Origin of the sequence: Paracoccus solventivorans, assembly GCF_900142875.1 — a bacterium.
In the GTDB taxonomy this organism is placed as follows: Bacteria; Pseudomonadota; Alphaproteobacteria; order Rhodobacterales; family Rhodobacteraceae; genus Paracoccus; species Paracoccus solventivorans.
In genome coordinates, this window is sequence record NZ_FRCK01000001.1 from 42,135 (window position 1) to 65,211 (window position 23,077).

26 protein-coding genes are annotated in these 23,077 nt (G+C 68.4%); 7 read left to right on the forward strand and 19 right to left on the reverse strand.

The window, feature by feature from the left end; genetic code table 11:
* Positions 1 to 38 precede the first annotated feature (38 nt).
* From BUB57_RS00205 to purC, 3 genes are all read right to left on the reverse strand, one after another.
* The gene (locus tag BUB57_RS00205) at positions 39 to 905 is read right to left on the reverse strand and encodes a LysR family transcriptional regulator (protein ID WP_073060144.1); all 867 of its coding nucleotides are present in this window, start codon (positions 903 to 905) and stop codon (positions 39 to 41) included.
* A gap of 107 nt (positions 906 to 1,012) precedes the next feature.
* Positions 1,013 to 1,252, reverse strand: coding sequence for a phosphoribosylformylglycinamidine synthase subunit PurS (gene purS / locus BUB57_RS00210; protein ID WP_073060146.1), 240 nt, complete (start codon positions 1,250 to 1,252; stop codon positions 1,013 to 1,015).
* Between the two features lie 23 nt (positions 1,253 to 1,275).
* Complete coding sequence (gene purC, locus BUB57_RS00215) at positions 1,276 to 2,034, reverse strand: phosphoribosylaminoimidazolesuccinocarboxamide synthase (protein WP_073060149.1); 759 nt, start codon at positions 2,032 to 2,034, stop codon at positions 1,276 to 1,278.
* A 209-nt stretch (positions 2,035 to 2,243) separates the two neighbouring features.
* Here purC and BUB57_RS00220 point away from each other — a divergent pair, with 209 nt between their 5' ends.
* Complete coding sequence (locus tag BUB57_RS00220) at positions 2,244 to 2,558, forward strand: DUF1476 domain-containing protein (protein ID WP_073060152.1); 315 nt, start codon at positions 2,244 to 2,246, stop codon at positions 2,556 to 2,558.
* 79 nt (positions 2,559 to 2,637) lie between these two features.
* On the opposite strand, the gene BUB57_RS00225 is transcribed toward BUB57_RS00220, so the two are convergent.
* Genes BUB57_RS00225 through BUB57_RS00235 form a run of 3 tightly spaced genes read right to left on the reverse strand, consistent with a single transcriptional unit; the run spans position 2,638 to position 4,928 of the window.
* On the reverse strand, positions 2,638 to 3,972 hold the full coding sequence (locus BUB57_RS00225; RefSeq protein ID WP_073060154.1) for an MATE family efflux transporter: 1,335 nt from the start codon (positions 3,970 to 3,972) through the stop codon (positions 2,638 to 2,640).
* Between the two features lie 13 nt (positions 3,973 to 3,985).
* Complete coding sequence (locus tag BUB57_RS00230) at positions 3,986 to 4,489, reverse strand: PaaI family thioesterase (RefSeq protein WP_073060174.1); 504 nt, start codon at positions 4,487 to 4,489, stop codon at positions 3,986 to 3,988.
* Position 4,490: 1 nt separating this feature from the next.
* Entirely contained in the window at positions 4,491 to 4,928 is a 438-nt protein-coding gene (locus BUB57_RS00235; RefSeq protein WP_084731882.1) for a PaaI family thioesterase, read from the reverse strand.
* A 147-nt stretch (positions 4,929 to 5,075) separates the two neighbouring features.
* On the opposite strand from BUB57_RS00235, the gene BUB57_RS00240 reads away from it, so the two are divergent.
* The 4 genes from BUB57_RS00240 to BUB57_RS00255 all read left to right on the forward strand — a co-directional run bounded on the left by BUB57_RS00240 (position 5,076) and on the right by BUB57_RS00255 (position 11,243).
* Positions 5,076 to 5,525 (forward strand): MerR family transcriptional regulator, encoded by a 450-nt coding sequence (locus BUB57_RS00240; RefSeq protein WP_084731883.1) that lies wholly within the window; start codon positions 5,076 to 5,078, stop codon positions 5,523 to 5,525.
* Between the two features lie 240 nt (positions 5,526 to 5,765).
* Positions 5,766 to 7,541, forward strand: coding sequence for an acyl-CoA dehydrogenase C-terminal domain-containing protein (locus BUB57_RS00245; protein WP_073060177.1), 1,776 nt, complete (start codon positions 5,766 to 5,768; stop codon positions 7,539 to 7,541).
* 304 nt (positions 7,542 to 7,845) lie between these two features.
* A complete protein-coding gene (locus BUB57_RS00250; RefSeq protein ID WP_073060180.1) occupies positions 7,846 to 9,057 on the forward strand; it encodes an acetyl-CoA C-acetyltransferase in 1,212 nt (403 codons plus the stop codon).
* Between the two features lie 2 nt (positions 9,058 to 9,059).
* Positions 9,060 to 11,243 (forward strand): 3-hydroxyacyl-CoA dehydrogenase NAD-binding domain-containing protein, encoded by a 2,184-nt coding sequence (locus BUB57_RS00255; RefSeq protein WP_073060183.1) that lies wholly within the window; start codon positions 9,060 to 9,062, stop codon positions 11,241 to 11,243.
* Positions 11,244 to 11,487: 244 nt separating this feature from the next.
* On the opposite strand, the gene BUB57_RS00260 is transcribed toward BUB57_RS00255, so the two are convergent.
* Together BUB57_RS00260 and nth are read right to left on the reverse strand one after the other, a co-directional pair.
* The gene (locus tag BUB57_RS00260) at positions 11,488 to 12,474 is read right to left on the reverse strand and encodes an adenosine kinase (RefSeq protein WP_073060186.1); all 987 of its coding nucleotides are present in this window, start codon (positions 12,472 to 12,474) and stop codon (positions 11,488 to 11,490) included.
* 67 nt (positions 12,475 to 12,541) lie between these two features.
* Entirely contained in the window at positions 12,542 to 13,195 is a 654-nt protein-coding gene (gene nth / locus BUB57_RS00265; RefSeq protein ID WP_073061927.1) for an endonuclease III, read from the reverse strand.
* A 260-nt stretch (positions 13,196 to 13,455) separates the two neighbouring features.
* Between nth and BUB57_RS00270 the strand changes: the two genes are divergently transcribed.
* Positions 13,456 to 14,118: a YiaD family glycine zipper/OmpA-like lipoprotein gene (locus BUB57_RS00270; protein ID WP_073060189.1), complete on the forward strand. Its 663-nt coding sequence runs from the start codon at positions 13,456 to 13,458 to the stop codon at positions 14,116 to 14,118.
* 79 nt (positions 14,119 to 14,197) lie between these two features.
* On the opposite strand, the gene BUB57_RS00275 is transcribed toward BUB57_RS00270, so the two are convergent.
* The 5 genes from BUB57_RS00275 to BUB57_RS00295 form a co-directional block, all read right to left on the reverse strand.
* Positions 14,198 to 14,758 (reverse strand): F0F1 ATP synthase subunit B, encoded by a 561-nt coding sequence (locus BUB57_RS00275; RefSeq protein ID WP_073060192.1) that lies wholly within the window; start codon positions 14,756 to 14,758, stop codon positions 14,198 to 14,200.
* Positions 14,755 to 15,246, reverse strand: coding sequence for a F0F1 ATP synthase subunit B' (locus BUB57_RS00280; RefSeq protein ID WP_234951961.1), 492 nt, complete (start codon positions 15,244 to 15,246; stop codon positions 14,755 to 14,757). The genes BUB57_RS00275 and BUB57_RS00280 overlap by 4 nt, the downstream gene beginning before the upstream one ends.
* 233 nt (positions 15,247 to 15,479) lie before the next feature.
* Entirely contained in the window at positions 15,480 to 15,722 is a 243-nt protein-coding gene (locus tag BUB57_RS00285) for a F0F1 ATP synthase subunit C (RefSeq protein WP_073060195.1), read from the reverse strand.
* 50 nt (positions 15,723 to 15,772) lie between these two features.
* Positions 15,773 to 16,480, reverse strand: coding sequence for a F0F1 ATP synthase subunit A (locus BUB57_RS00290; protein WP_084731932.1), 708 nt, complete (start codon positions 16,478 to 16,480; stop codon positions 15,773 to 15,775).
* Between the two features lie 41 nt (positions 16,481 to 16,521).
* Entirely contained in the window at positions 16,522 to 16,887 is a 366-nt protein-coding gene (locus tag BUB57_RS00295; protein WP_073060201.1) for an AtpZ/AtpI family protein, read from the reverse strand.
* A 231-nt stretch (positions 16,888 to 17,118) separates the two neighbouring features.
* Here BUB57_RS00295 and BUB57_RS00300 point away from each other — a divergent pair, with 231 nt between their 5' ends.
* Entirely contained in the window at positions 17,119 to 17,484 is a 366-nt protein-coding gene (locus tag BUB57_RS00300; protein WP_073060204.1) for an ArsR/SmtB family transcription factor, read from the forward strand.
* Between the two features lie 74 nt (positions 17,485 to 17,558).
* Here the strand turns inward: BUB57_RS00300 and BUB57_RS00305 are convergent, their stop codons facing one another.
* The 6 genes from BUB57_RS00305 to sdhA form a co-directional block, all read right to left on the reverse strand.
* On the reverse strand, positions 17,559 to 17,747 hold the full coding sequence (locus tag BUB57_RS00305) for a hypothetical protein (RefSeq protein ID WP_073060207.1): 189 nt from the start codon (positions 17,745 to 17,747) through the stop codon (positions 17,559 to 17,561).
* Between the two features lie 190 nt (positions 17,748 to 17,937).
* The gene (locus BUB57_RS00310) at positions 17,938 to 18,717 is read right to left on the reverse strand and encodes a succinate dehydrogenase iron-sulfur subunit (protein ID WP_073060211.1); all 780 of its coding nucleotides are present in this window, start codon (positions 18,715 to 18,717) and stop codon (positions 17,938 to 17,940) included.
* Positions 18,718 to 18,760: 43 nt separating this feature from the next.
* Positions 18,761 to 20,458 (reverse strand): glycosyltransferase family 2 protein, encoded by a 1,698-nt coding sequence (locus BUB57_RS00315; RefSeq protein WP_084731886.1) that lies wholly within the window; start codon positions 20,456 to 20,458, stop codon positions 18,761 to 18,763.
* Positions 20,459 to 20,590: 132 nt separating this feature from the next.
* Positions 20,591 to 20,923 carry a hypothetical protein gene (locus tag BUB57_RS00320; protein ID WP_084731887.1) on the reverse strand — a complete coding sequence of 111 codons (333 nt, stop codon included), beginning with the start codon at positions 20,921 to 20,923 and terminating at the stop codon, positions 20,591 to 20,593.
* Positions 20,923 to 21,270: a hypothetical protein gene (locus BUB57_RS00325; RefSeq protein ID WP_073060214.1), complete on the reverse strand. Its 348-nt coding sequence runs from the start codon at positions 21,268 to 21,270 to the stop codon at positions 20,923 to 20,925. Before BUB57_RS00325 ends, BUB57_RS00320 begins: the two co-directional genes overlap by 1 nt.
* Entirely contained in the window at positions 21,270 to 23,072 is a 1,803-nt protein-coding gene (gene sdhA, locus BUB57_RS00330; RefSeq protein WP_073060217.1) for a succinate dehydrogenase flavoprotein subunit, read from the reverse strand. Before sdhA ends, BUB57_RS00325 begins: the two co-directional genes overlap by 1 nt.
* Positions 23,073 to 23,077 lie beyond the last annotated feature (5 nt).

The following is a 23,077-nucleotide window of genomic DNA, read 5'->3' on the forward strand; positions in this document are numbered from 1 at the left end:
AGATCAATCTTGAAGACCCGTGTTACGATAGGCAGCGCCTATCGCGCCCGCAGCTGCTCGGCGATCTGGACCAGTGCTTCCAGCACCGGCGGCAACGGCTCTCGGCTGGCCAGCGCCAGCCCGACCATGTGTTCGCCCCCGGTCAAGGGCCGCGCCCTGACCCCCGAGGGCAGCGGCAGCCCGTCGGCCAGCGCCTGCGGCAGGATCGCCGCCCAGCCGCCGGTGGCGACATGGGACAGGATCGCCAGCATGGAATTGGATTCCACCTTGGGCGCGACCAGCGCATCCGCCTGCGCCAGCCGGGCCGAGACGATGCGGCGGTTCTGCATGTCCGGGGTCAGCAGGCACAAGGGCCGCGTCGCCGCCTCGGCCCAGGACACCGGCCCGGATTGCGAGCTGCGGTCGACCAGGCACAGGGTTTCCACGAACAGCGGCACCGTGCGCAGCCGCCCCAGCGATTCGCCGTCCAGATAGGTGACGCCCGCATCCAGCTCCAACGCGGCGATCTGGTCGCGGATCTCGTCGGACGAGCGCGACAGGATGGTGATCTCGGCCGCCGGATGGCGGGCCAGGAACGGCGCCGTCAGCTCGGCGATACGCGGCATCGCGGTCGGGATCACCCCCAGCCGCAGCCGCCCCGACACGCCGCTGCGGGTGGCACGCAGCTCGGCCTGCATGGTGCGCACGTCGCCGACGATGCGGCGCGCCCATTCCAGCACCCGCTCGCCCTCAGGCGTCAGCCCGTGAAACCGCGAGCCCCGCCGCACCAGCTGCACGCCCAGATGCTCCTCAAGCGTGCGCAGCGCCGAGGACAGCGACGGCTGGGTGATCCCCAGAGCCTCGGCCGCGCGGCCGAAATGCTGCTCGCGCGCCAGCACCATGAACATCTGCAGCCGCTCGATCATCGTGGGGCACCTTGCGCAGTTTCGGGCGGTCCCAAATATCCCACGGGGGTCCGGGGGTGTGAAACCCCCGGTGCGGCGGCGCCGGCGGGACCGCCGCTAGCGCGCGCTTACAGAATCTCGACCCGCCAGCTTTCGATGACGGTGTTGGCCAGCAGCTGCTCGCACATGCGCCCGACCTCGGCCTCGGCCGCTGCCGCGTCGGTGGCGGCCAGGTCCAGCTCGATCACCTTGCCCTGGCGCACGCCCTCGACACCCTGGAACCCCAGCGTGCCCAGCGCATGGCGGATCGCCTCGCCCTGCGGGTCCAGGACGCCGTTCTTCAGCATGATCGTCACGCGGGCTTTCATTCGGGGCGCGTCCTTCTGGTGGTTCAGTTGATGAGCGTGGGTTTCACGGGCACGGCGGCGGGCAGCACGCCCAGACGGCGCGCGACCTCGGAATAGGCGTCGGTCAGGTTGCCCAGGTCGCGGCGGAACACGTCCTTGTCCAGCTTCTGCCCGGTCTTGATGTCCCACAGCCGGCAGCTGTCGGGGCTGATTTCATCGGCAACGACCAGCCGCATGAACTCGCCGTCCCAGATCCGGCCGATCTCGATCTTGAAGTCGATCAGCTTGATGCCGACGCCGTAGAACACCCCCGACAGGAAGTCGTTCACCCGCAGCGCGAGCGACACGATGTCGTCCAGATCCTGCTGGCTGGCCCAGCCAAAGGCGATCACATATTCCTCGGACACCATCGGGTCGCCGAGCTCGTCGTTCTTGAAGCTGTATTCGACGATGGGCCGGGGCAGCTGGGTGCCCTCTTCCATGCCCAGCCGCTTGGCGATGCTGCCGGCGGCAAAATTGCGCACGATCACTTCCAGCGGGATGATCTCGACCTGGCGGATCAGCTGCTCGCGCATGTTGATGCGGCGGATGAAATGGGTGGGGACGCCGATATTGCCCAAACCTTGCATGAAATATTCCGACAGGCGGTTGTTCAGCACCCCCTTGCCCTCGATCACCGCCTTTTTCTGGGCGTTGAAGGCGGTGGCGTCGTCCTTGAAATACTGGATCAGGGTGCCCGGCTCGGTGCCTTCGTAAAGGATCTTGGCCTTGCCTTCGTAGATCTTCTTGCGTCTGGGGGCCATGATCGCGCGCCTTTCCTTGGGCGGGTTCGGATTGTCCCCGCACCCATAGCCCCGTTCGGGGCTCAGGGGCAATACGGGCCGGCCGCCTGCGCGAAGATGTGCGGGCGGCTGCAGGCCGCCCCTGCGGCAGAACCGCCGGGCGGGAAACGGGGCTTGCGGGGGGTGTCCCCGGCCTGCAATATCGAAAACGACATCAATCGGAGGCTTTGATGAGCACTTTCGACGACCGCGAGCGCGCCCATGAATCCAAGTTCGCCCTTGACGCCGAGCTGCGGTTCAAGGCCGAGGCCAGGCGCAACCGCTTGCTGGGCGAATGGGCGGCCGGGCTGCTGGGCAAGACCGGGGACGAGGCGCGGACCTATGCGCTGACCGTGGTTTCGTCCGATTTCGACGAGCCGGGCGAAGAGGACGTGTTCCGCAAGATCAGCGCCGATCTGGCCGGCAAGGCCGACGAGGCCACGATCCGCGCCCGGATGGCCGAGTGCCGCGCCGAGGCCCGCCGCCAGATCCTCGAGGAAATCTGAGCCCACCCAAGCCCGGACATCCCGGATCGTTACGAAAGCCCCCGTTCCCGGGGGCTTTTTTCGTGTCGCGGCCGGAGGTTCAGCCGGGCGCCACAGCGGCGGCAGAGGGGCCGGCCGCCTGCTCGACCCGGGGATAATACGCACCCATCGCCAGCGCCCGCCCGAGATACAGCACCATCAGCGCCGCCCACAGCCCGTGGTTGCCGAAGCGCGGCACCAGCAGCAGCACCGCCAGCCCGTAGACCGCCACCGCCGGCAGCATGGCGCGGCGCATCTCGCGCGTCAGCGTGGCGCCGATGAAGATGCCGTCCAGCATCCAGCTGGCCACGCCCAGCAGCGGCGCCAGCACCAGCCACGGCAGATAGACCGCCGCCGCCGCCCGCACCTCGGCCGAGGTGGTCAGCCAGGACACCAGCTGCCCGCCCGCCAGCGCAAAGACGAGGCTCAGCGCGAGCGCCCCGGCCAGCCCCCAGCCCGAGGTCAGCACCGCGGCGCGGCGCACCCGTTCGGGGCGGCGCGCGCCCACCGCCTGCCCGACCAGCGATTCCGCGGCAAAGGCCAGCCCGTCCAGGCCGAATGCGGTGATCGCCAGGAACTGCAGCAGCACCTGATTGGCCGCCAGCGCCACGTCGCCCATGCCCGCGCCGACGAACACGAACGCCGTCATCGCCGCCTGCAGCAGCACCGAACGCAGCATGATGTCGCTGTTGACCCGCAGCATCCGCCCCAGCTGCGCTCGCGCCCAGATCCCGGCGGCCCGCGCGCCCTCACGCAGTGCCGGGGCCGCCAGATACAGCGCCAGCGCCAGCCCCGACAGCTCGGCCGCCAGCGTGGCGGCGGCGACGCCGCGCACGCCCCAGCCGAAGCCCAGCACGAACAGCAGGTCCAGCCCGATATTGACCAGATTGACCAGCATCTGCACCGCCAGCACCGCGCGGGTGCGCTCGGTGGCGATCATCCAGCCGGTCAGCGCATACATGGCGATGGTGGCCGGCGCCCCCCAGATGCGGATCGCGACATAGGCGCGGGCCAGCGCTTCGACCTCGGCCGAGGCCGGGGCCAGCCGGAAGGCCAGCGCCATCAGCGGCCATTGCAGCACGATCAGCGCCGCCCCGGCCGCACCCGCGACCGCCAGCGCCCGGATCAGATGCGCACCGCTTTCCGCGCCGTCCCCGGCGCCGTGGCTTTGCGCCACCATCCCCGAGGTGCCCATGCGCAGGAACCCGAAGATCCAGTAGACCGAGGTCAGGATCACCGCCCCCAACCCCACCGCGCCGATGGGTGCCGCCTGCCCCAGGCGCCCGACAACGCCGGTATCGACCGCGCCCAGGATCGGCACGGTGGCATTGGCCAGCACGATCGGCAGCGCGATCGCCAGCACCCGGCGATGGGTCAGCGCATCAGGGGTAGTCACGCCCGCAGCCCGGCTAGCCGCGGGGCTGCGGCATCAGGAAATGCCCCGTCGCCTGCGCAAACAGGCGCGAGCGGTTTTCCTGCCACGCCTCGACCTGCACGCTGGCATAGCGCCGCCCCAGCCGCACCACCCGGCCGCGGGCATAGGCGTCCCGCGCCAGCCCCGAGCGCAGATAGTCGATGGTGAAATCGATGGTCTTGGGCAGCCGCGGCATCGGCCCGGCGGCCCTGGCCTCGCCCTTGCCCAGCTCGACCTCGGGGCCGTCGGCGGGCAGCACGCCGCCGCCCTCGTCGCCCATGGCGGTCCAGACCAGCTCCATCACCGCCGCGGTCTCGAGGAATGCCGCGGTGACGCCGCCGTGCAGCGCCGGCAGCGCCGGGTTGCCGATCAGCCGGCCGGCAAAGGGCAGCACGGTGGTCAGCTCGTCTCCGCGGCGGTCCAGCTGCACCCCCAGCCAGCCGAAATACGGCACCTTGGCCAGCAGCCCGTCGATCACCGATTCGCGCGTCAGCCCCATGTCACACCCCCACCGTGAACGTGCCCGTCGCCGTGGCGACCGGCGTGTCGCCGTCGTCGCGCGCCACCGCCCGCACGAAGGCGACCGAGCGGGTGACGTGGAAACATTCCGCCCGCGCCCGCACCCGCTGCCCCGGCGCGGCCGAGCGCAGATAGTCGATCCGCAGGTCGATGGTCGCGGTCACCGGCGGGCGCGAAGGGTGGCACAGCACCGACAGCCCGCAGCTCATGTCCATCAGCGCCGAAATCACGCCGCCATGCAGCACCCCGGTGCGCGGATCGCCGACGAACTCGGGCGCCCAGGGCATCGCCACCTCGACGCAGCCGGGGGTGGCCTCGACCACCTCCATCCCCAGCGCTTCGGCATGGGGCACCACCTCCATGAAGCGGCGGACGATCGTTTCCGCGTCTTGCGCATCGGTGCCGGACTGCATTTCCATCGCGGTTCCTGTCCCTGATCCTTCGCCTTCCTGCCCCGTGAGTGCCCCGGGCCGGCGCGCATCGCAACCCTGCCCTCGCGGCACGCGCCCCGGTTGAGATCGCGGCGGGGCTGCGCTAGGGTTTCCCAAGTGGCCGGGACAGGCAGGATGCGAGACGAAAGCTACATCAGTTTCAAACAGATGTGCGAGCAATTCGGGGTCACCCCCCGGACCTTGCGCTATTACGAATACATCGAGCTGCTGAGCCCCCTGCGCGAGGGCCGCGCCCGCTGGTACAGCCCGCGCGAGGTCGCGCGGATGAAGCTGATCATGCGCGGCCGCCGCTTCGGCTTCAGCCTCGAGGAAATCCGCCAGTGGCTGCTGATGTACCAGCAGAACGGCACCCGCGCCCAATACGAGGTCTGGATCGAGTTCGCGACCAAGCAGCTGGACGTTCTGGCCGCCCAGCGCGACGACATCGACGCCGCCATCGCCGACTTGCGCAAGCTGCGCGACGAAACCGTGGCGCTGGTGGCCAAGCTGCCGCCCGGCAGCAACGGCGCGGACCCCGCCCCCGACAGCGCCCCCGGCGACGGCCGGGACGGCACGGGGAACTGACCCAGCGGCATCCCCGGCGATGACGCAGCGTCCCTGCTGGCGGAACGCCGGCGGGGCTGTATCCATTGGTGGACAGCGGCCGGAAACCACCTGCGCCGCCAGGCCGGACAAGGACTTGGCCCCGACCGCCCGCCGCGGCGGGACCGGCACCGGCAGGGCGGCCGCGGGGGGCACGGCGCCGCGACGACCCGCTGGGTCCGGCGCGCCCGGCCAGCCACCGACGAATGCCGAGGAGGATCCATGACCGCCTATACCGCCCCGATCCGAGACATGCAGTTCCTGCTGCACGACCTGCTGCGGATTTCCGACTCCGGCCTGCCCGGCCGCGACGAGCTGGACACATCCTTCACCCAGGCGGTGCTGGACGCCGCCGGCCAGCTTGCCTCGGAAGTGCTGGAACCGCTGAACGCCAGCGGCGACCGCGAGGGCTGCGTGCTGGAAAACGGCACCGTTCGCACCCCCGCCGGCTTCGACCGCGCCTTTGACGCGATGCGCGAGGGCGGCTGGACCGGGCTCGACTGCGACCCGGACTATGGCGGCCAGGGGATGCCCTATGTGCTGAACGTGGCGGCGGGAGAGATGTTCGTCAGCGCCAACATGGCCTTCAACATGTATCAGGGCCTGACCCACGGCGCCTATTCCGCGATCCACGCCCATGGCACCGACGCGCAAAAGGCGATGTATCTGCCGAAGCTGGTCAGCTGCGAATGGACCGGCACCATGAACCTGACGGAACCGCATTGCGGCACCGACCTGGGCCTGCTGCGCACCAAGGCCGAGCCGCAGGACGACGGCAGCTATCTGATCACCGGGCAGAAGATCTTCATCTCGGCCGGCGACCACGATCTGGCGGACAACGTCATCCACTTGGTGCTGGCCAAGGCCCCCGGCGGCGGCGAGGGGACCAAGGGTATCAGCCTGTTCATCGTGCCCAAATTCCTGGTGAACGAAGACGGCAGCCTCGGCGCGCGCAACGCGGTCAGCGTCGGCAAGCTGGAAGAAAAGATGGGCATCCACGGCAACGCCACCTGCGTGATGGACTACGACGGCGCGCGCGGCTGGCTGCTGGGCGACCTGCACAAGGGCATGCGCGCCATGTTCACCATGATGAACGAGGCGCGGCTGGGCGTCGGGCTGCAAGGCTATGCCGTGGCCGAGGGCGCCTATCAGAACGCCGTCGCCTATGCCCGCGAACGGCTGCAGGGCCGCGCGGTGACCGGGGCGGAAAACCCCGCTGGTCCGGCTGACCCGATCATCGTCCACCCCGACATCCGCAGGGCGCTGATGGACCAGAAATCCTTCCTGGAAGGGGCGCGGGCGCTGACCTTCTGGGGCGCCGACCTGATCGACCGCGGCCATCAGGGCGACGCGGCGGCCGAGGGGCTGGTGTCGCTGCTGACCCCGGTCATCAAGGGCTTCCTGACCGACAAGGGCTTCGACAGCGCGGTGCAGGCGCAGCAGGTGTTCGGCGGCCACGGCTATATCGAGGAAACCGGCATGTCGCAGTTCGTCCGCGACGCCCGCATCCCGATGATCTACGAAGGCGCGAACGGCATCCAGGCACTGGACCTGGTGGGCCGCAAGCTGGCGCAGGACGGCGGCAAGCACGTCATGGCGTTTTTCGAGATGGTCAAGGGCTTCATCCGCGACAACGAAGGCAACGAGGCGCTGAAGGCCGATTTCCTCGAGCCGCTCAAGGCCGCGTCCAAGGACCTGCAGGCGGCGGCGATGTTCTTCATGGAACGGGGGATGAAGAACCCCAACGACGCGCTGGCCGGCTCCTACGACTTCATGCATCTGTTTGGCCATGTCGCGCTGGGGCTGATATGGGGCCGCATGGCGGTGGCCGCGCAGGCGGCGCTGGACGCGGGCGCCGAGGACCGCGGCTTCTACGAAACCAAGCTGGCGACCGGGCGCTATTACATGGCACGGCAGCTGCCGATCACCGCGACGCATCTGGCCCGCATCCGCTCGGGCGCCGCGCCGGTGATGGCGCTTGCGGCCGAGCAGTTCTGAGATGGCCAGCCTTCCCGCCGGCGGCACCGCCGGAGCCTCCGGCGGGGATATTTGGTTGATGAGGATGGACGCGGCCCCGACCCGCGCCGGGCCATCGGCATCAATGGCGCGGGCCGGAGCTTCCTTCTCCATCAGCGGTCATCGGCGTCCCCGCCTGTACCGCCCGGCCAGAGTGGCGCAGAATGGTTGAAAATCGGTTAACCCGCCCCCTCTTCATCATGAAAATATCCCGCGGGGGTCCGGGGGCGCGAAGCCCCCGGTTCGCCTGCACCATGCCCCGCATTGTTACCGCATCGGAGGACCCATGACCGACGCCTATATCTTTGACGCCGCCCGCACCCCGCGCGGCCGCGGCCGCCGCGACGGCAGCCTGCACGAAGTCACCTCGCTGGCGCTGTCGGCGCGGCTGCTCAACGCGATGAAGCAGCGCAACGGGCTCGATGGCCACGCGGTCGAAGACGTGATCTGGGGCAACGTCACCCAGGTCAAGGAACAGGGCGGCTGCCTCGCCCGCTCGGCCGTGCTGATGTCGGACCTGGACGAGCGCATCCCGGGCCTGTCGATCAACCGCTTCTGCGCCAGCGGGATGGAGGCGGTGAACCTGGCCGCCAACCAGGTCAAGGCCGGCGCCGGCGGCGCCTATCTGGCCGGCGGGGTCGAGATGATGAGCCGCGTCGCCATGGGCTCGGACGGCGCCGCCATCGCCGTCGACCCGGCGCTGGCGATGAAGACCTATTTCGTCCCGCAGGGGATCTCGGCCGACATCATCGCCACCGAATACGGCTTTACCCGCGAACAGGCCGATGCGCTGGCCGTCGAATCCCAGCGCCGCGCCGCGCAGGCCTGGGAGGAGGGGCGTTTCGCGAAATCCATCGTCCCGGTGCTGGACCAGAACGGGCTGGTGATCCTGGACCGTGACGAGCACATGCGCCCCGGCACCACGGTCGACGACCTGGCCAAGCTCAAGCCCGCCTTCAAGGACATGGGCGAGGTGATGCCGGGCTTCGACAAGGTGGCGATGCTGAAATACCCGCATCTCGACCGGATCGAGCATATCCACCACGCCGGCAACTCGTCCGGGATCGTGGACGGGGCGGCGGCGGTGCTGCTGGGCTCGCGCGAATGGGGCGAGGCGATGGGGCTGCGCCCCCGCGCCCGCATCCGCGCCACCGCCAAGATCGGCACCGACCCGACCATCATGCTGACCGGCCCGGTGCCGGTGACCGAAAAGGTGCTGCGCGACGCCGGCATGGCCGTCGGCGACATCGACCTGTTCGAGGTGAACGAGGCCTTCGCCTCGGTGGTGCTGCGCTTCATGCAGGCATTCGACGTCTCGCCCGAGCGCGTCAACGTCAACGGCGGCGCCATCGCCATGGGCCACCCGCTGGGCGCCACCGGCGCCATGATCATCGGCACGCTGCTGGACGAACTGGAACGGCGCGACCTGAGCACCGGGCTGGCGACGCTGTGCGTCGCCTCGGGCATGGGCGCGGCCACGATCATCGAAAGGGTGTAGAGATGACCGACTTCACCATGGAAAAGGACGCCGAGGGCGTCGCGACCATCACCTGGGACGTGCCGGGCAAGTCGATGAACGTGCTGTCGATGGACGGCGCCGCCGAGCTTGACGCGTTGATCGACGATGCGCTGGCCGATGATGCGGTCAAGGGCATCGTCATTACCTCGGGCAAGCCGGATTTCGCCGCCGGGATGGACCTCAACGTGCTGGCCGGCATGAAACAGGGCGGCGCGCAGGCGGTGTTCGACGGGGTGATGAGCCTGCACCACCTGCTGCGCAAGATCGAGCGCGCGGGCATGGACCCGAAGACGCTGAAGGGCGGCAAGCCCATCGCCGCCGCCCTGCCCGGCACCGCGCTGGGGATCGGGCTGGAGCTGCCGCTGGCCTGCCACCGCATCTTTGCCGCCGACAACCCCAAGGCGAAGATCGGCCTGCCCGAGATCATGGTCGGCATCTTCCCCGGCGCCGGCGGCACCACGCGGCTGTCGCGCAAGCTGGGCGCGATGGCAGCGGCGCCCTTGCTGCTGGAAGGCAAGCTGAACGACCCGGCCAGGGCCAAGGCCGCGGGCGCCATCGACGAGGTGGTGGCCGATCCGGTGGCGGCGGCGCGGGACTGGGTGCTGGCGGCCCAAGACGCCGATCTGGTCAAGCCGTGGGACGCCAAGGGCTACAAGATGCCCGGCGGCGATCCGTGGCACCCGGCCGGCTTCATGACCTTCCTGGGCGCCAACGCCATGGTCATGGGCAAGACCATGGGGGTCTATCCCGCCGCCCGCGCGCTGCTGTCGGCGGTCTACGAGGGCGCACAGGTCGATTTCGACACCGCCCTGCGCATCGAGGCGCGCTGGTTCACCCAGGTGCTGATGAACCCCTCGGCCGGGAACATGATCCGCAGCCTGTTCATCAGCAAGGAGGCGCTGGAAAAAGGCGCAAACCGCCCCGATGTCCCCGACCAGCGGGTGCGCAAGCTGGGCGTGCTGGGCGCCGGCATGATGGGCGCGGGCATCGCCCATGTCGCGGCCAATGCCGGGATCGAGGTGGTGCTGATCGATTCCACGCAAGAGGCCGCGGATCGCGGCAAGGCGCATTCCGCGGGCATCCTCGACAAGGGCATCAGCCGCAAGAAGCTGACCGAGGAGAAAAAGGCCCAGGTCCTGTCGCGCATCACCGCCACCACCGATTACGCCGCGCTGAACGGCTGCGACCTGATCGTCGAGGCGGTGTTCGAGGACCCGAAGGTCAAGGCCGAGGTCACCGCGAAAGCCGAGGCGGTGATCCCCGCGGATGCGATCTTCGCCACCAACACCTCGACCCTGCCGATCAGCGAGCTGGCGAAAGCCTCGGCGCGGCCGGATCAGTTCATCGGCATCCATTTCTTCAGCCCGGTGGACAAGATGGCGCTGGTGGAGATCATCCGCGGGCGCGAGACCGGCGAGCGCGCGGTGGCCAAGGCGCTGGATTTCGTGCGCCAGATCCGCAAGACCCCGATCGTGGTGAACGACGCGCGGTTCTTCTACGCGAACCGCTGCATCATCCCCTATATCAACGAAGGCATCCGCATGGTCGGCGAAGGGGTGAACCCGGTGCTGATCGAGAATGCCGCCCGGCTGATGGGGATGCCGCTGGGACCGCTGCAGCTGGTCGACGAGACCTCGATCGAGCTGGGCGCCCGCATCGCCCGCGCCACCCGCGAAGCGATGGGCGACGCCTATCCCGACGAGGCGGTGGACGCGGTGATCTTTGCGATGGAAAAGGCCGGCCGGCTGGGGCGCAAGGCCAAGGCGGGGTTCTATGCCTATGACGACGCCGGCAAGCGACAGGGGCTGTGGGAGGGGCTTGCCGCCGACTATCCCCGCGCCGCAGACCAGCCGGAACTGACCGAGGTGCAGCACCGGCTGATGTTCGCCCAGGCGCTGGAGGCCGTGCGGGCGCTGGAACAGGGCGTGCTGACCGACATCCGCGAAGGCGACGTGGGCGCTATCCTCGGCTGGGGCTTCGCACCCTGGACCGGGGGGCCGTTCGGCTGGCTGGACATGCTGGGCGCCGAACGCGCGGTCGAGATCGCGGAAGCGCTGGCCGCACACCACGGCGACCGCTTCGCCCCGCCCGCGCTGCTGCGCGACATGGCCGCCAGGGGCGACAGCTTCTACGGCCGCTTCGGGACGCAGGCGGCGGCGGCGTGAACCCGGGAGGCCGGGTCGTCGCGGCCCGGCCCCTGTCATCATACCCGGTCTGGTCCGGCACCGCCCGAGCGGGGGCCAGCCCCCGCACCCCCGGGATATTTGCATGATGAAGAAGGAGCGGGCGACGGATTTCCGTTCGATTCCGGGAGAGTGCGACCCTGTCCATCTTCATCATGCAAATATCCCCGCCGGAGGCTCCGGCAGAGCGGTCAGGCGCTGCCCCCCGATTTTCAGCGGGCAGTAGTCAGACCAGCCCCTCGGCCCGGAACAGCGCCAGCACATCCGCTTCGGGCCGAGCGCCGACGTGAGAGATCACCTCGGCGGCGGCAATGCAGCCCATGCGGCCGGCGACCGCCAGCGGGCGGCCGGTGGCCAGCCCGTAGATCAGCCCGGCGGCGAACTGGTCGCCGGCGCCGGTAGCATCGACCGGGGTGACCGCATGGACCGGCGCGGTCACCCGCTCATCCCCGCGGATCAGGATCGCGTCCTCGCCCGAGCGGGTGCAGATCACCGTGCCGCAATCGGCGGCGGCCAGCCGCAGCGCCTCGTCCAGATCCGCGACCTGATAGAGCGCAAGCCATTCGTGCACGTTGCCGATCACGTAATCCATCGGCCCGGCGACCAGCCGGCGGAAATCCTCGCGGTGGCGGTCGACGCAGAACGGGTCGCTCAACGCGATGCCGGCCTGCCCGCCGGCCGCCCGTGCCGCCAGCGCCGCCTTGTGGAACGCCGCCTTACCCTTGTCCTTGTCGAACAGATAGCCTTCCAGGAACAGCCAGCAGCCTTCGCTGAACAGCGCCTCGTCCACGTCGCTTTCGTCGAGTTCCGCCGAGATCCCCAGCCAGGTGTTCATCGAACGCTCGCCATCCGGCGTCACGAAGATCACCGAGCGGGAGGTCGGCAGCCCCGCCCCCGCCACCGGCGGGTTCACGAAATCGCTGCCTTCGGCCACCGTCTGCCGGACATAGGCGCGGCCCAGATCGTCATCGGCGACACGGCCGATGCAGGCGGTGGACAGCCCCAGCCGCCCCAGCCCGGCCATGGTGTTGGCGACCGAGCCGCCCGGCACCAGCCGCGCCCCCGAGGCCGCCGCGGTCAGCTGGTCCGAGCGGTCACGCTCGACCAGTGCCATCACCCCGCGGGCGATGCCCAGCTGCTCAAGCTGCGCGTCGGTGATCGGCGCGATCACGTCCATCACCGCATTGCCGATGCCGATCACCCGATATGCCATGGCTGCCCCTCAGATCACTGTCGGCGCGCTTAAACCGCTTGCGGCGGCCAAGGGCAAGCCGCGGAAATCATACCGGATCGGTGGTCTTGGGCTCATAGGGGCAGAGCTCGCGGATCGGGCAGATCGGGCAGCGCGGGCGGCGGGCCTGGCAGATATAGCGGCCGTGCAGGATCAGCCAGTGATGCGCGTCCTGCTGGAACTCGGCGGGCACGTTGTCCTCGATCGCGCGCTCGACCTCGGCCTCGGAGCGGCCGGGGGCGATGCGGGTGCGGTTGCCGACGCGGAAGATATGCGTGTCCACCGCCTGCGCCGGCACCCGCCAGATCGTATTCAGCACCACATTGGCGGTCTTGCGCCCCACCCCGGGCAGGGTCATCAGCGCCGTGCGGGACGAGGGCACCTTGCCGTCATAGACCTCGACCAACCGCTGCGACATGGCGATCAGGTTGCGGGCCTTTTGCCGGAACAGGCCGATGGTCTTGATATGCTCGGTCACGCCCTCGCCCCCCAGCTCCAGCATGGCCTGCGGCGTGGGGGCAGCGTCGAACAGCGCGGGCGTGGCCTTGTTCACGCCCACGTCGGTCGCCTGCGCCGACAGCGCCACCGCCACCAGCAGGGTGAAGGCGTCGCGATACTGCAGCTCGGTCGTGGGCCGGGGGTTCGCCGCCGCCAGGATCGAGAAGATCGCCACCTGCTGCCCATAGTCGAGCGGCGGCCCCACCCGCGCCGGCGGCGTCGCGGCAGCGGGGCGGGGCTTGCGGGCGGGCGCCTTGGGCGAAGCTTCTCTGGCCATGCCCCGGTGATGCCCGCGCCGGCGCCGGGGCGCAAGCCCACGGCGCAATCGAGGATTTGTGACAGGGTTTCAGTGAGTTCCCATGGCGATGGGTCGGAACTTCTGCAAGGCTTGCACCGTTCGGCACCGGATGGATCAGGAGGTATGGGACACCCTGCCGCCGGTTGGCTTGTGAAAGGACAGAACAGATGAACCGCCGAGTTTCCCTTATCGTCGCCGTGCTGGGGGCGACCGCGCTGAGCGCCTGCGCCACCGACCCCTATGGCTACGGCCAGCCGGCCAGCCGCACCCAGACCGGCGCGCTGACCGGCGCGGCCGCCGGCGCGATCTATGGCGCGGTGCGCGACAAGGACGGCAACGACCGCGGCCGCGACGTCGCGCGGGGTGCGATCCTGGGCGGGCTCGCCGGCGCAGGCGTGGGCGCAGTACTGGATGCGCAGGCGCGGTCGCTGCAAAGCCAGATGACCACCCCCGGCGTGCGGGTGACCAACACCGGGCAGACCGTGAACGTGACCCTGCCGGAAAGCGTGCTGTTCGGCTTTGACAGCGCGGCGATTTCGGGCCCGGCGCAAAACGACCTCTATGCGGTGGCGCGCAACCTGCAGCAATATCCGAACTCGACCATCCAGGTGATCGGTCACACCGATTCGACCGGCACTGCCGCCTATAACGTCGACCTGTCGCAGCGCCGGGCCCGTTCGGTGGCCAATGTGCTGACCGCGGGCGGGGTCTCGTCCAACCGCATCGCCATCGCCGGCATGGGGATGAGCCAGCCCATCGCCTCGAACGACACCGCCGCGGGGCGCGCGCAGAACCGCCGGGTCGAGATCATCATCCGCCCCACCCGCTGACAGCAGAGCATGAAAAGGAAATCCCCGGTGTCGCCACCGGGGATTTTTCATTCGGCTGTCGGATGTCCGGCCAGCGGGCTCAGTTCAGATGCCGGGCCACGTCGTCAATGGCGCGGTCGATCCCGGCGCTGCGCGCGCCTGCATCCATCTGCGCGCCCAGCAGCTCGGTCGCGGCGGACATGGCCACCTGCACGGCGCGGTCGCGGACGGCGCGGACGGCATCGCCCTCGGCCGCGGCGATCTGGTCCTGCGCGGCGGCCAGCCGGCGCTCGATCGACTTCTGCAGGTCGAGCTTGGCCTTTTCCGCCTGGGCCATGGCCTCGCGCCTTGCGTTGGCGACGATCTCGTCGGCCTGGCTGCGGACCTCGCGCTGCCGGCGCTCATAGCTGGCATAGATGTCCTGGGCTTCGTCGCGCAGGCGGCGGGCCTCGGCGATGTCGGCCTTGATCGCCTCGGCGCGCTTGTCCAGCAGCTTGCCGATCGCCGCGGGGATGCGGAAATACAGCAGGATGCCGATGAACCCCAGGAAGGCCAGGGTGACGATGAAGTCGGTGTTGCGCAGCGAGAAGAACGGACCCGAGGCGGCCAGCGCCGGCGATGCGGCCAGCACGGCGGCGACGGCGGTCAGACGGGCGATCATTGCACGGCTCCCTTGATGCGGCTGTCCACGGCGGCGTCGACGGCCGCGGTGTCCGGCCGGCCGCCGAAGGTCGAGACCAGCTCGGCCGCGACCTCGCGGGCGACGTTGCGGGCGTCGGTGGCGGCGGATTCGCGGATCTCGGCGATGCGGCGTTCCGATTCGGCGGCGCGGGCGGCGATCTCGGCGTCGGCCTTGGCGATGGCGACCTTCAGCTCGGCGTCGATCTCGGCCTTGTTGGCGGCGACGATCTTGCCGGCCTCGGCCCGGGCTTCGGCCAGGGCGCGGTCATAGGCGGCCTCGGCCTCGCGGGCCTTGCGCTTGAAGTCCTCGGCTGCGGCCAGGTCGGCGGTCATCAGCCCCTGCCGGTCGCCCAGAATGCGGCCGATCCGGGGCAGAGCGACCCGCGACAGGATCAGGTAGATGGCGGCCAGCGCCACCACCAGCCAGAAGATCTGGTTGCCGAAGGTCGAGAAATCGAGCTGCGGCATTCCCACCGCAGAGCCGGCCGCATCCGCGGCGGCATGGCCGGCGGCAACGACCGTTTCGGTTTCCGCCACGACCACGCCAGCGGCCGGGTCGGCGGGTACCACGATGATGGTCTGATCGACCGCGGCTGGGGCGGTCTGCTGCAAAAGGCTGAACATATCCTATCCCTGGCCTGCGGTTGGCAATCGGGCGGGGCGCGAAGGGCCCCACCCAAAAGCAAGGAGTGGCGTCGGGATCAGGCCGCGAACAGCAGCAGCAGCGCGACGAGGAACGAGAAGATGCCCAGAGCTTCGGCAAAGGCCATGCCGATGAACAGCATCGCGGTCTGCGACGCGGCGGCCGAGGGGTTGCGCAGCGCGCCCGACAGGTAGTTGCCGGCGACGTTGCCCACCCCCATGGCGGCGCCCGCCATGCCGATGCAGGCCAGACCGGCACCCAGATACTTGCCCAGCTCGGCGTAGGTCGCGACGTTTTCCATGATATGCTCCTTGAGGCTTGGAAACGGTGGAAATTCTGGTCCTGCCGGCGTCAGTGGGCCGGGTGCAGCGCGTCTTTCAGGTACACGCAGGTCAGGATGGTGAAGACATAGGCCTGGATCACGGCGACCATGATCTCGAACGCGAACATGCCGATGATGGCCAGGATCGAGACCGGCGCGATCACCGTGATGGCGGCAAAGGCGGCGAACACCTTGATCACAGCGTGGCCGGCCAGCAGGTTGCCGGCAAGACGGATGGAGTGGCTGACGGGGCGGACGAAGTAGGAAATCACCTCGATCACGGCCAGCACCGGCCGCAGCGCCAGCGGCGCCGAATGCACCCAGAACAGCCCCAGGAAATGCGCGCCGTTACGGACAAAGCCCAGGATGGTGACGCCCAGGAACACCAGCAGCGCCAGCACGCCGGTCACGGCGATATGCGAGGTGGTGGTAAAGGACTTGGGCAGCAGCCCCAGCATGTTCGCGAACAGGATGAAGCAGAACAGCGTGAAGATATAGGGGAAGTAGCGCAGCCCCTCTTTCCCCGACACGTCCTCGATCATCTTGTGGACCATGCCGTAGGTCAGTTCCGCCATCGACTGGATGCGCGACGGGATCAGTGCCCGCCCCGAGGTGCCCACCACGAACAGCAGCCACACCGCCAGCACCGCCAGCGCCAGCCACAGCGTCACGTTGGTGGGGGTGTACCAGTGGACCGGACCGTCGCCGAAAAGCGGACGGACGATGAACTGGTCCATCGGGTGGAACACCAGGCCCGTGCTGTCTTCTGTCGCCACGATCAGTCCCTCTCGTCCTTTGCCGGATCGTCGCCCGGTTTGGCCTGCACCGGCGGGCCGCCCATCTCGGCGGCTGTCCGCAACATCGTCTTTATGCCGGCCGCGAAGCCGAGGAAGATGAACAGCACCATCAGCACCGGAGTGGTGCCCAGGGCGAGGTCCAGCCCGTAGCCGATGCCAAATCCGACGCCCAGCCCCGCCACCAGCTCGATCACCATCCTCCACGCCTGGTTGGCGTGGGCGAATTTGTCCATGCCGGGCGGAGCAAGCCTGTCATCGCGCCCGGCCTTGGCCAGGCGTTCCTCCAGCGCCCGCAGCCTTTCGGCGTCACGGGCCTGCTGGCCGCTGTCGTCGCCGTCCTGCTGCATGTTCCGCCCTCATGCGTTGCGGTGCTGATAGGCACTGGCCGCGGCTGAGTCAACCGTGGCAATCCGGCGGACAGCGCCTTGATAATGCTGAGTTTACCGCTAACCGTGCCCGTCTCCGGGGACGGATTTCGGGGCGCATGGGGCTGCGGGCTTATTCAACCTGCCGGTTGAACATTGCCCTGAGGCCTGCGATTCAGGGCCATGTCCCCTGCCCTCTTTCCCCAAGGTCCCATGCCCGCCGACCGCGATCTCGATCGGATCTTCGCCGCGCTTGCCGACCCGACGCGGCGGGCGATCCTGTCGATGCTGCTGGAAGACGACATGGCGGTGACCGACGTGGCCGCGCCCTTCGGGATCAGCCTGGCGGCGATCTCGAAGCATCTGGCGACGCTGGCGGGGGCGGGGCTGATCCGGCAGGAACGCCGCGGGCGGATCATCTGGTGCAAGCTCGACCCCGAGGGGATGCGCGCCGCCGCCGTGTGGATGCGCAGCTTCGGGCAGGTCGACCCGCTGGATCTGGACGATTTCGAGCGGTTCCTGGCCGCCGAGCTGGGGCTGGCCGCAGAGACCGAGGGGGTGGCCGAGGCCCCGGAATGAAAAAGGGCCGGTCTCCCGGCCCCGGTTTCATCCGTTCGTCCGGGCGTCAGGCCCGGATCATGTCGGCTGCAGCCTCAGGCAGCCGCGTCATAGGCGGTTTCGGCCGCGCCCACCGGCTGTTCGACATCGTGATAGGCGTACATCTGGTCCAGCACCGCCAGCGCGCGCCGGTTCGGCAGCCGCTGCACCGGGCGGGTCACGAAATCCAGGTCCGCCATCAGCCCTTGCGGACGTTCAGCCTGCGACAGTTCTTTGCGAGTCATTTTCCATCACCTTGAGAAGGATGAGTGTCCTCCCGACCCGATATCTAATGCCGCAGCGCAGCATCCGCCATGGGGGTGACGCCGGGTCACTGCGGTCAAATTCGCGTAAAATGCCCTTGTTTGCCGACGAAACAGGCCGCCCGTGGGGCGGCCTGCGTCACTGTGGCACAGTCGTGATCACAAATTGCGATCACACCATCCGGTCGACCATCAGATGCTTGATCTCGGCGATGGCCTTGGCGGGGTTCAGACCCTTGGGGCAGGTGTTGGTGCAGTTCATGATCGCGTGGCAGCGATAGACCTTGAACGGGTCCTCGAGCTCGTCCAGCCGCTCGCCGGTGGCCTCGTCGCGCGAATCGACGATCCAGCGATAGGCGTGCAGCAGGGCCGCCGGCCCCATGTAGCGGTCGGCGTTCCACCAGTAGGACGGGCAGGCGGTCGAGCAGCAGGCGCAGAGGATGCACTCATAGAGCCCGTCCAGCTTCTTGCGGTCCTCGATCGACTGGCGCCATTCCTCGTTCGGGGTCGGCGTCTCGGTGATCAGATAGGGGTGCACCGCGGCGTGCTGGGCGTAGAAATGCGTCAGGTCCGGGATCAGGTCCTTGACCACCGGCATATGCGGCAGCGGATAGATGTTTACGTCGCCCGACACCTCGTCCATGCCGTAGATGCAGGCCAGGTGGTTGCCGCCGTCGATGTTCATCGCGCAGGACCCGCAGATCCCCTCGCGGCACGAGCGGCGGAAGGTCAGCGTCGGGTCGATTTCGGTCTTGATCTTGATCAGCGCGTCCAGGACCATCGGGCCGCATTTGGCCTCGTCGATCCAATAGGTGTCCAGCCGCGGGTTCTCGCCGGTGTCGGGGTCCCAGCGATAGATGTTGAACCGGCGCAGCTTGGTGGCACCCTGCGGCTTCGGCCAGGTCTTGCCGACCCGGATACGGCTGTTCTGAGGAAGGGTAAGCTGGACCATCTGGCTATCCTTTCGGGGCGTCAGCCCTCAACTTGGCTGGATCTCAACGCGGATCGGTGAATGCGGCGGCGAACCGCGTCAGGTATGCGGGGGGCAGCGCGCGCGGGGTCACCGTGAACCGCGCCATCCGCCCGGCCATGGAGTCGACCGGCACCAGCTCCTCGATCCAGTGATACGACTCGCGGTCGATGTAATCGTCGAACAGCACCGTCACCGGCCGGGTGCAGCGGATCATGGTGGTCAGGAAACAGGCGACACGGAAGCGCCCGTCGATCAGCACCACGTCGGGGTGGCGGAAGCGCGGGTGGTCCCAGATCTCGGTGGCGTACAGCGGATAGCGCCGGAACCCGCTGCGGTCGGCGGGCTGGCCCCAGGCTTTCGTCGGACCGATGTCGGCATGGTGGACCAGGAAGCGCTCGTCCGCAAACCGCGCCGACAGCGCCGCGCCGATGTCGGCGGCCCATTGCGCATCGCTTTCCACGCTGGCCACGAACCCCACGCCCGCCTCCAGCGCCAGAAAGGTCGAGCCGCCGCTGCCGTATTCCAGCACCACCCGAGCGCCCGCGCAGGCTGCGCGCAGGGCTGCGGCGGCGTCCTCGGGCAGGGTCAGCTTGAAGCTGGTTTCTGCGCCAGCGACAGGGGGCCTTGTTTCCGGATAGGCTGCGGGCCGGGCTTTTGCCGGCCGTGCCGGCAGGGTGCGCAATTCGGCCAGCTTTTCGGCCGGTAGCCGGGCGATTTCAGCCCGCACTTTGTCCATGGCTTGATCGTAAGCCTGCCTGACCGCGGGAATTGCCAGCATCCGGTCCATTTCGCGCCCGGTCTGAGCCTCCCAGCGCAGGATGCTGCGATCCTCGCATTCGTTGCGGTTGTATTCATGATAGGTCTCGGCAGTGTGCCGCGTATTGGCCTCTCCTTCAGAGTGACCTTCGTATCCGCGCCCGCGCATCCGCTTCAGCAGATAATGTTCGGCGGTCCTGATACTGTAATGATTGATTTGAGCAATGGAGTAACCATGCTCGGATTCGTCAATCCGCCGCGTTTTTGCGAAATCCCGGCCCGAGAGCCAGCGATTGTTGATTTCGGAATTACTCAACACCGCCCCTGACCCGGTCATGACCGAATCGTTTCTCAGACCGGAATCGCCCGTAAGCAATGGGCGATTTATGCCGCGAATGGAAAGCCCGACAATCCCGTTTCCCTTTCGGAAGAAAGACTTTACCTCACGATTATGGGGAAAGTCATCTGCGGATGCCAGGATGAAGCTTTCCGTCAGATGACGGCCTTGAAACGTCTTGTTCCCCCCGTCACCGAAAATGCGCCAAGGGACAAGAATGCAGACGCGACGGCCAATCTCGTCAATCAGCGCTTCCAGCCGGCCATTGCCACATTTTACGTTCAAAAACTCGTCCGCATCCAGCCAACTCGCCCAAGCCCCGTCGGGGATCAGCTGTCGCTCGTTCGCCAGCTTGGCGGCATTTCGCTGCGGGCCGACCCCCTCTGGCGGATCATGAGGGACAAATACGATTTCCCCCGCCTCGGCCAATGCAGCCAGCAATTCATCTGTTCCATCCGTCGAGGGATTGGCCGCGACGATGATATTCTCGAACCCGATCACCTTGTGATAGGCGATCCATTCGATCAGGAAAGGCGCCTCGTTCCGAACGGCCGTGAACAGATAAGTGCCCGGGACCGCGACGGGGCGATCCTTTTCGGCCGCCACGGGTGCCTGCCCGTCCTTCATCGGCAGTCTCCGCACACCGGCAAAAGCCCGTGGCACATTGCACCGGCCACAACCCGCGCGGACAGCTTGGCGCCAACGGCGACGGGCGCGCGATCCATTGCGCCGGATGTGAAAACGCCGGGCGGCATCACCTCAGCCCCTCCAGCCCGGCTGCTCGTACAGCGGGCGGGTCGGCATCTGGCCCGAGCGTTGCTTCACGCACTGGGCGAAGGCATCGGCGGGGTCTCGACGCATCAGCTGATCCATCGGCATCGAAACGCTGACACCGACGCCCGAATGGCTCCAGTGCCTGCCGCCGCCCACGCCCACCGCGACATTGCCGCGGGGGCCTGAAATGGCATCATACGCAGCCGCAAGGCAGATCCTTTCGGCCTGCTCGACGGTAACGGGCTGCTGCGCGCAGCCCGCCACCGCCGCCGCGCCCAGCAGCGCCAGCGCCGCCAGGGGATGCGCGCGCGCGCTCATCAGGCGACGGCCGCGCGCTGGATGCATTGCGCGGTCGCGGGCCGCGACACGATCGCGGCGACCGCACCGGCGGCACCCGACTGGCCCTGCAGCGACGCGATGTCGGCCAGCTCGGCCATGGTGGCGTTCTGCATCACGCAGTCGGTCAGCGGCGCGACGTTGCGGCCGGGCAGCCGGCGCGCCATTTCAGAGCTGACCACCTGCCGCGCCACCGCGTTGCTGGGCTGGGCCGGGGCCGTCACGACCGGCGCCGTCGGCGTGGTCACCATCGGCCCGGTCGGCGGAACCGCCACGCAGCCAGCCAGAACGGCGGCCGCGGCCAGGGCGGGAAGAATGGAAATGCGCATCAATAGACCCTCGCTTTCGGTGCGATCTTTGCAGGATCGATCCCCCCTTCCCCCGGCGCGGTCAGCGGATCGAGGTGGACGGGCCGATAGGCCAGTTTGACGTCATTTCCATCCACCCATGCAAGCGAATGCTTGCGCCAGTTGGCGTCATCCCGCTCAGGGTAGTCCTCATGCGCGTGGGCGCCGCGGCTTTCCTTGCGCGCCTCGGCGGCGACGATGGTGGCCAGGGCGTTGGGCATCAGGTTGGTCAGTTCCAGCGTTTCCATCAGGTCGCTGTTCCAGATCAGGCTGCGGTCGGTGACGTGCAGATCGTCCAGCTTGGCGGCGATCTCGGTCATCTTCTCGACGCCCTCGGCCAGGGTCCTGTCGGTGCGGAACACCGCCGCGTCGGCCTGCATGGTGCGCTGCATCTGGTTGCGCAGCTCGGCCGTCGGCGTGCCGCCGTTGGCGTGGCGCAGCGCGTCGAAACGGTCCAGCGCGCGGTCGACCTCGGCCTTGTTGGTCGCGGGGATCGCTGCCTTGCGGTCGATCACCTGGCCCGCGCGGATCGCCGCGGCGCGGCCGAACACCACCAGGTCGATCAGGCTGTTCGAGCCCAGCCGGTTCGCCCCGTGGACGGATGCGCAGCCGGCCTCGCCCACCGCCATCAGCCCGGGGAACACCCGGTCGGGTTCGCCCTGCGTCGGGTTCAGCACCTCGCCCCAGTAGTTCGTCGGCACCCCGCCCATGTTGTAGTGGACGGTCGGCAGGATCGGGATCGGTTCCTTGGTGACATCCACCCCGGCAAAGATCTTGGCCGATTCCGAGATCCCCGGCAGCCGTTCCGCCAGCGCCTCGGGCGGCAGGTGCTGCAGGTTCAGGAACATGTGGTCCTTGTGCTCGCCCACCCCGCGGCCCTCGCGGATTTCGATGGTGATGCAGCGGGAAACCACGTCGCGGGACGCCAGGTCCTTGTAGGTCGGGGCGTAGCGTTCCATGAACCGCTCGCCTTCCGAGTTGGTCAGGTAGCCGCCCTCGCCGCGCGCGCCCTCGGTGATCAGGCAGCCCGAGCCGTAGATGCCGGTCGGGTGGAACTGCACGAACTCCATGTCCTGCAGGGGCAGGCCTGCGCGCGCCACCATGCCGCCGCCGTCGCCGGTGCAGGTATGGGCCGAGGTCGCGCTGAAATAGGCGCGGCCGTAGCCGCCGGTCGCCAGCACCACCATTTTCGCGTTGAAGACGTGGATGGTGCCGTCGTCCAGCTTCCAGCAGACCACGCCGGTGCAGGCGCCGTCGGTGATCACCAGGTCGATGGCGAAATATTCGATGAAGAACTCGGCCTTTTCCTTGAGGCTCTGGCCGTAGAGCGTGTGCAGGATGGCGTGGCCGGTGCGGTCGGCGGCGGCGCAGGTGCGCTGCACGGGCGGGCCCTCGCCGAACTCGGTGGTGTGGCCGCCGAAGGGGCGCTGGTAGATCTTGCCCTCTTCGGTGCGCGAAAACGGCACGCCGTAGTGTTCCAGCTCGTAAACCGCCTTGGGGGCCTCGCGCGCCAGGTATTCCATGGCGTCGGTGTCGCCCAGCCAGTCCGAGCCCTTGACGGTGTCGTACATGTGCCACTGCCAGTTGTCGGGGCCCATGTTGGACAGGCTGGCGGCGATGCCGCCCTGTGCCGCGACGGTGTGGCTGCGGGTCGGGAAGACCTTGGTCACGCAGGCGGTCTTGAACCCCTGCTCGGCCATGCCCAGCGTCGCGCGCAGGCCCGCGCCGCCGGCGCCGACCACCACCACGTCGTAATCATGCGTCTGGTATTCGTATGCGGACATGGGAC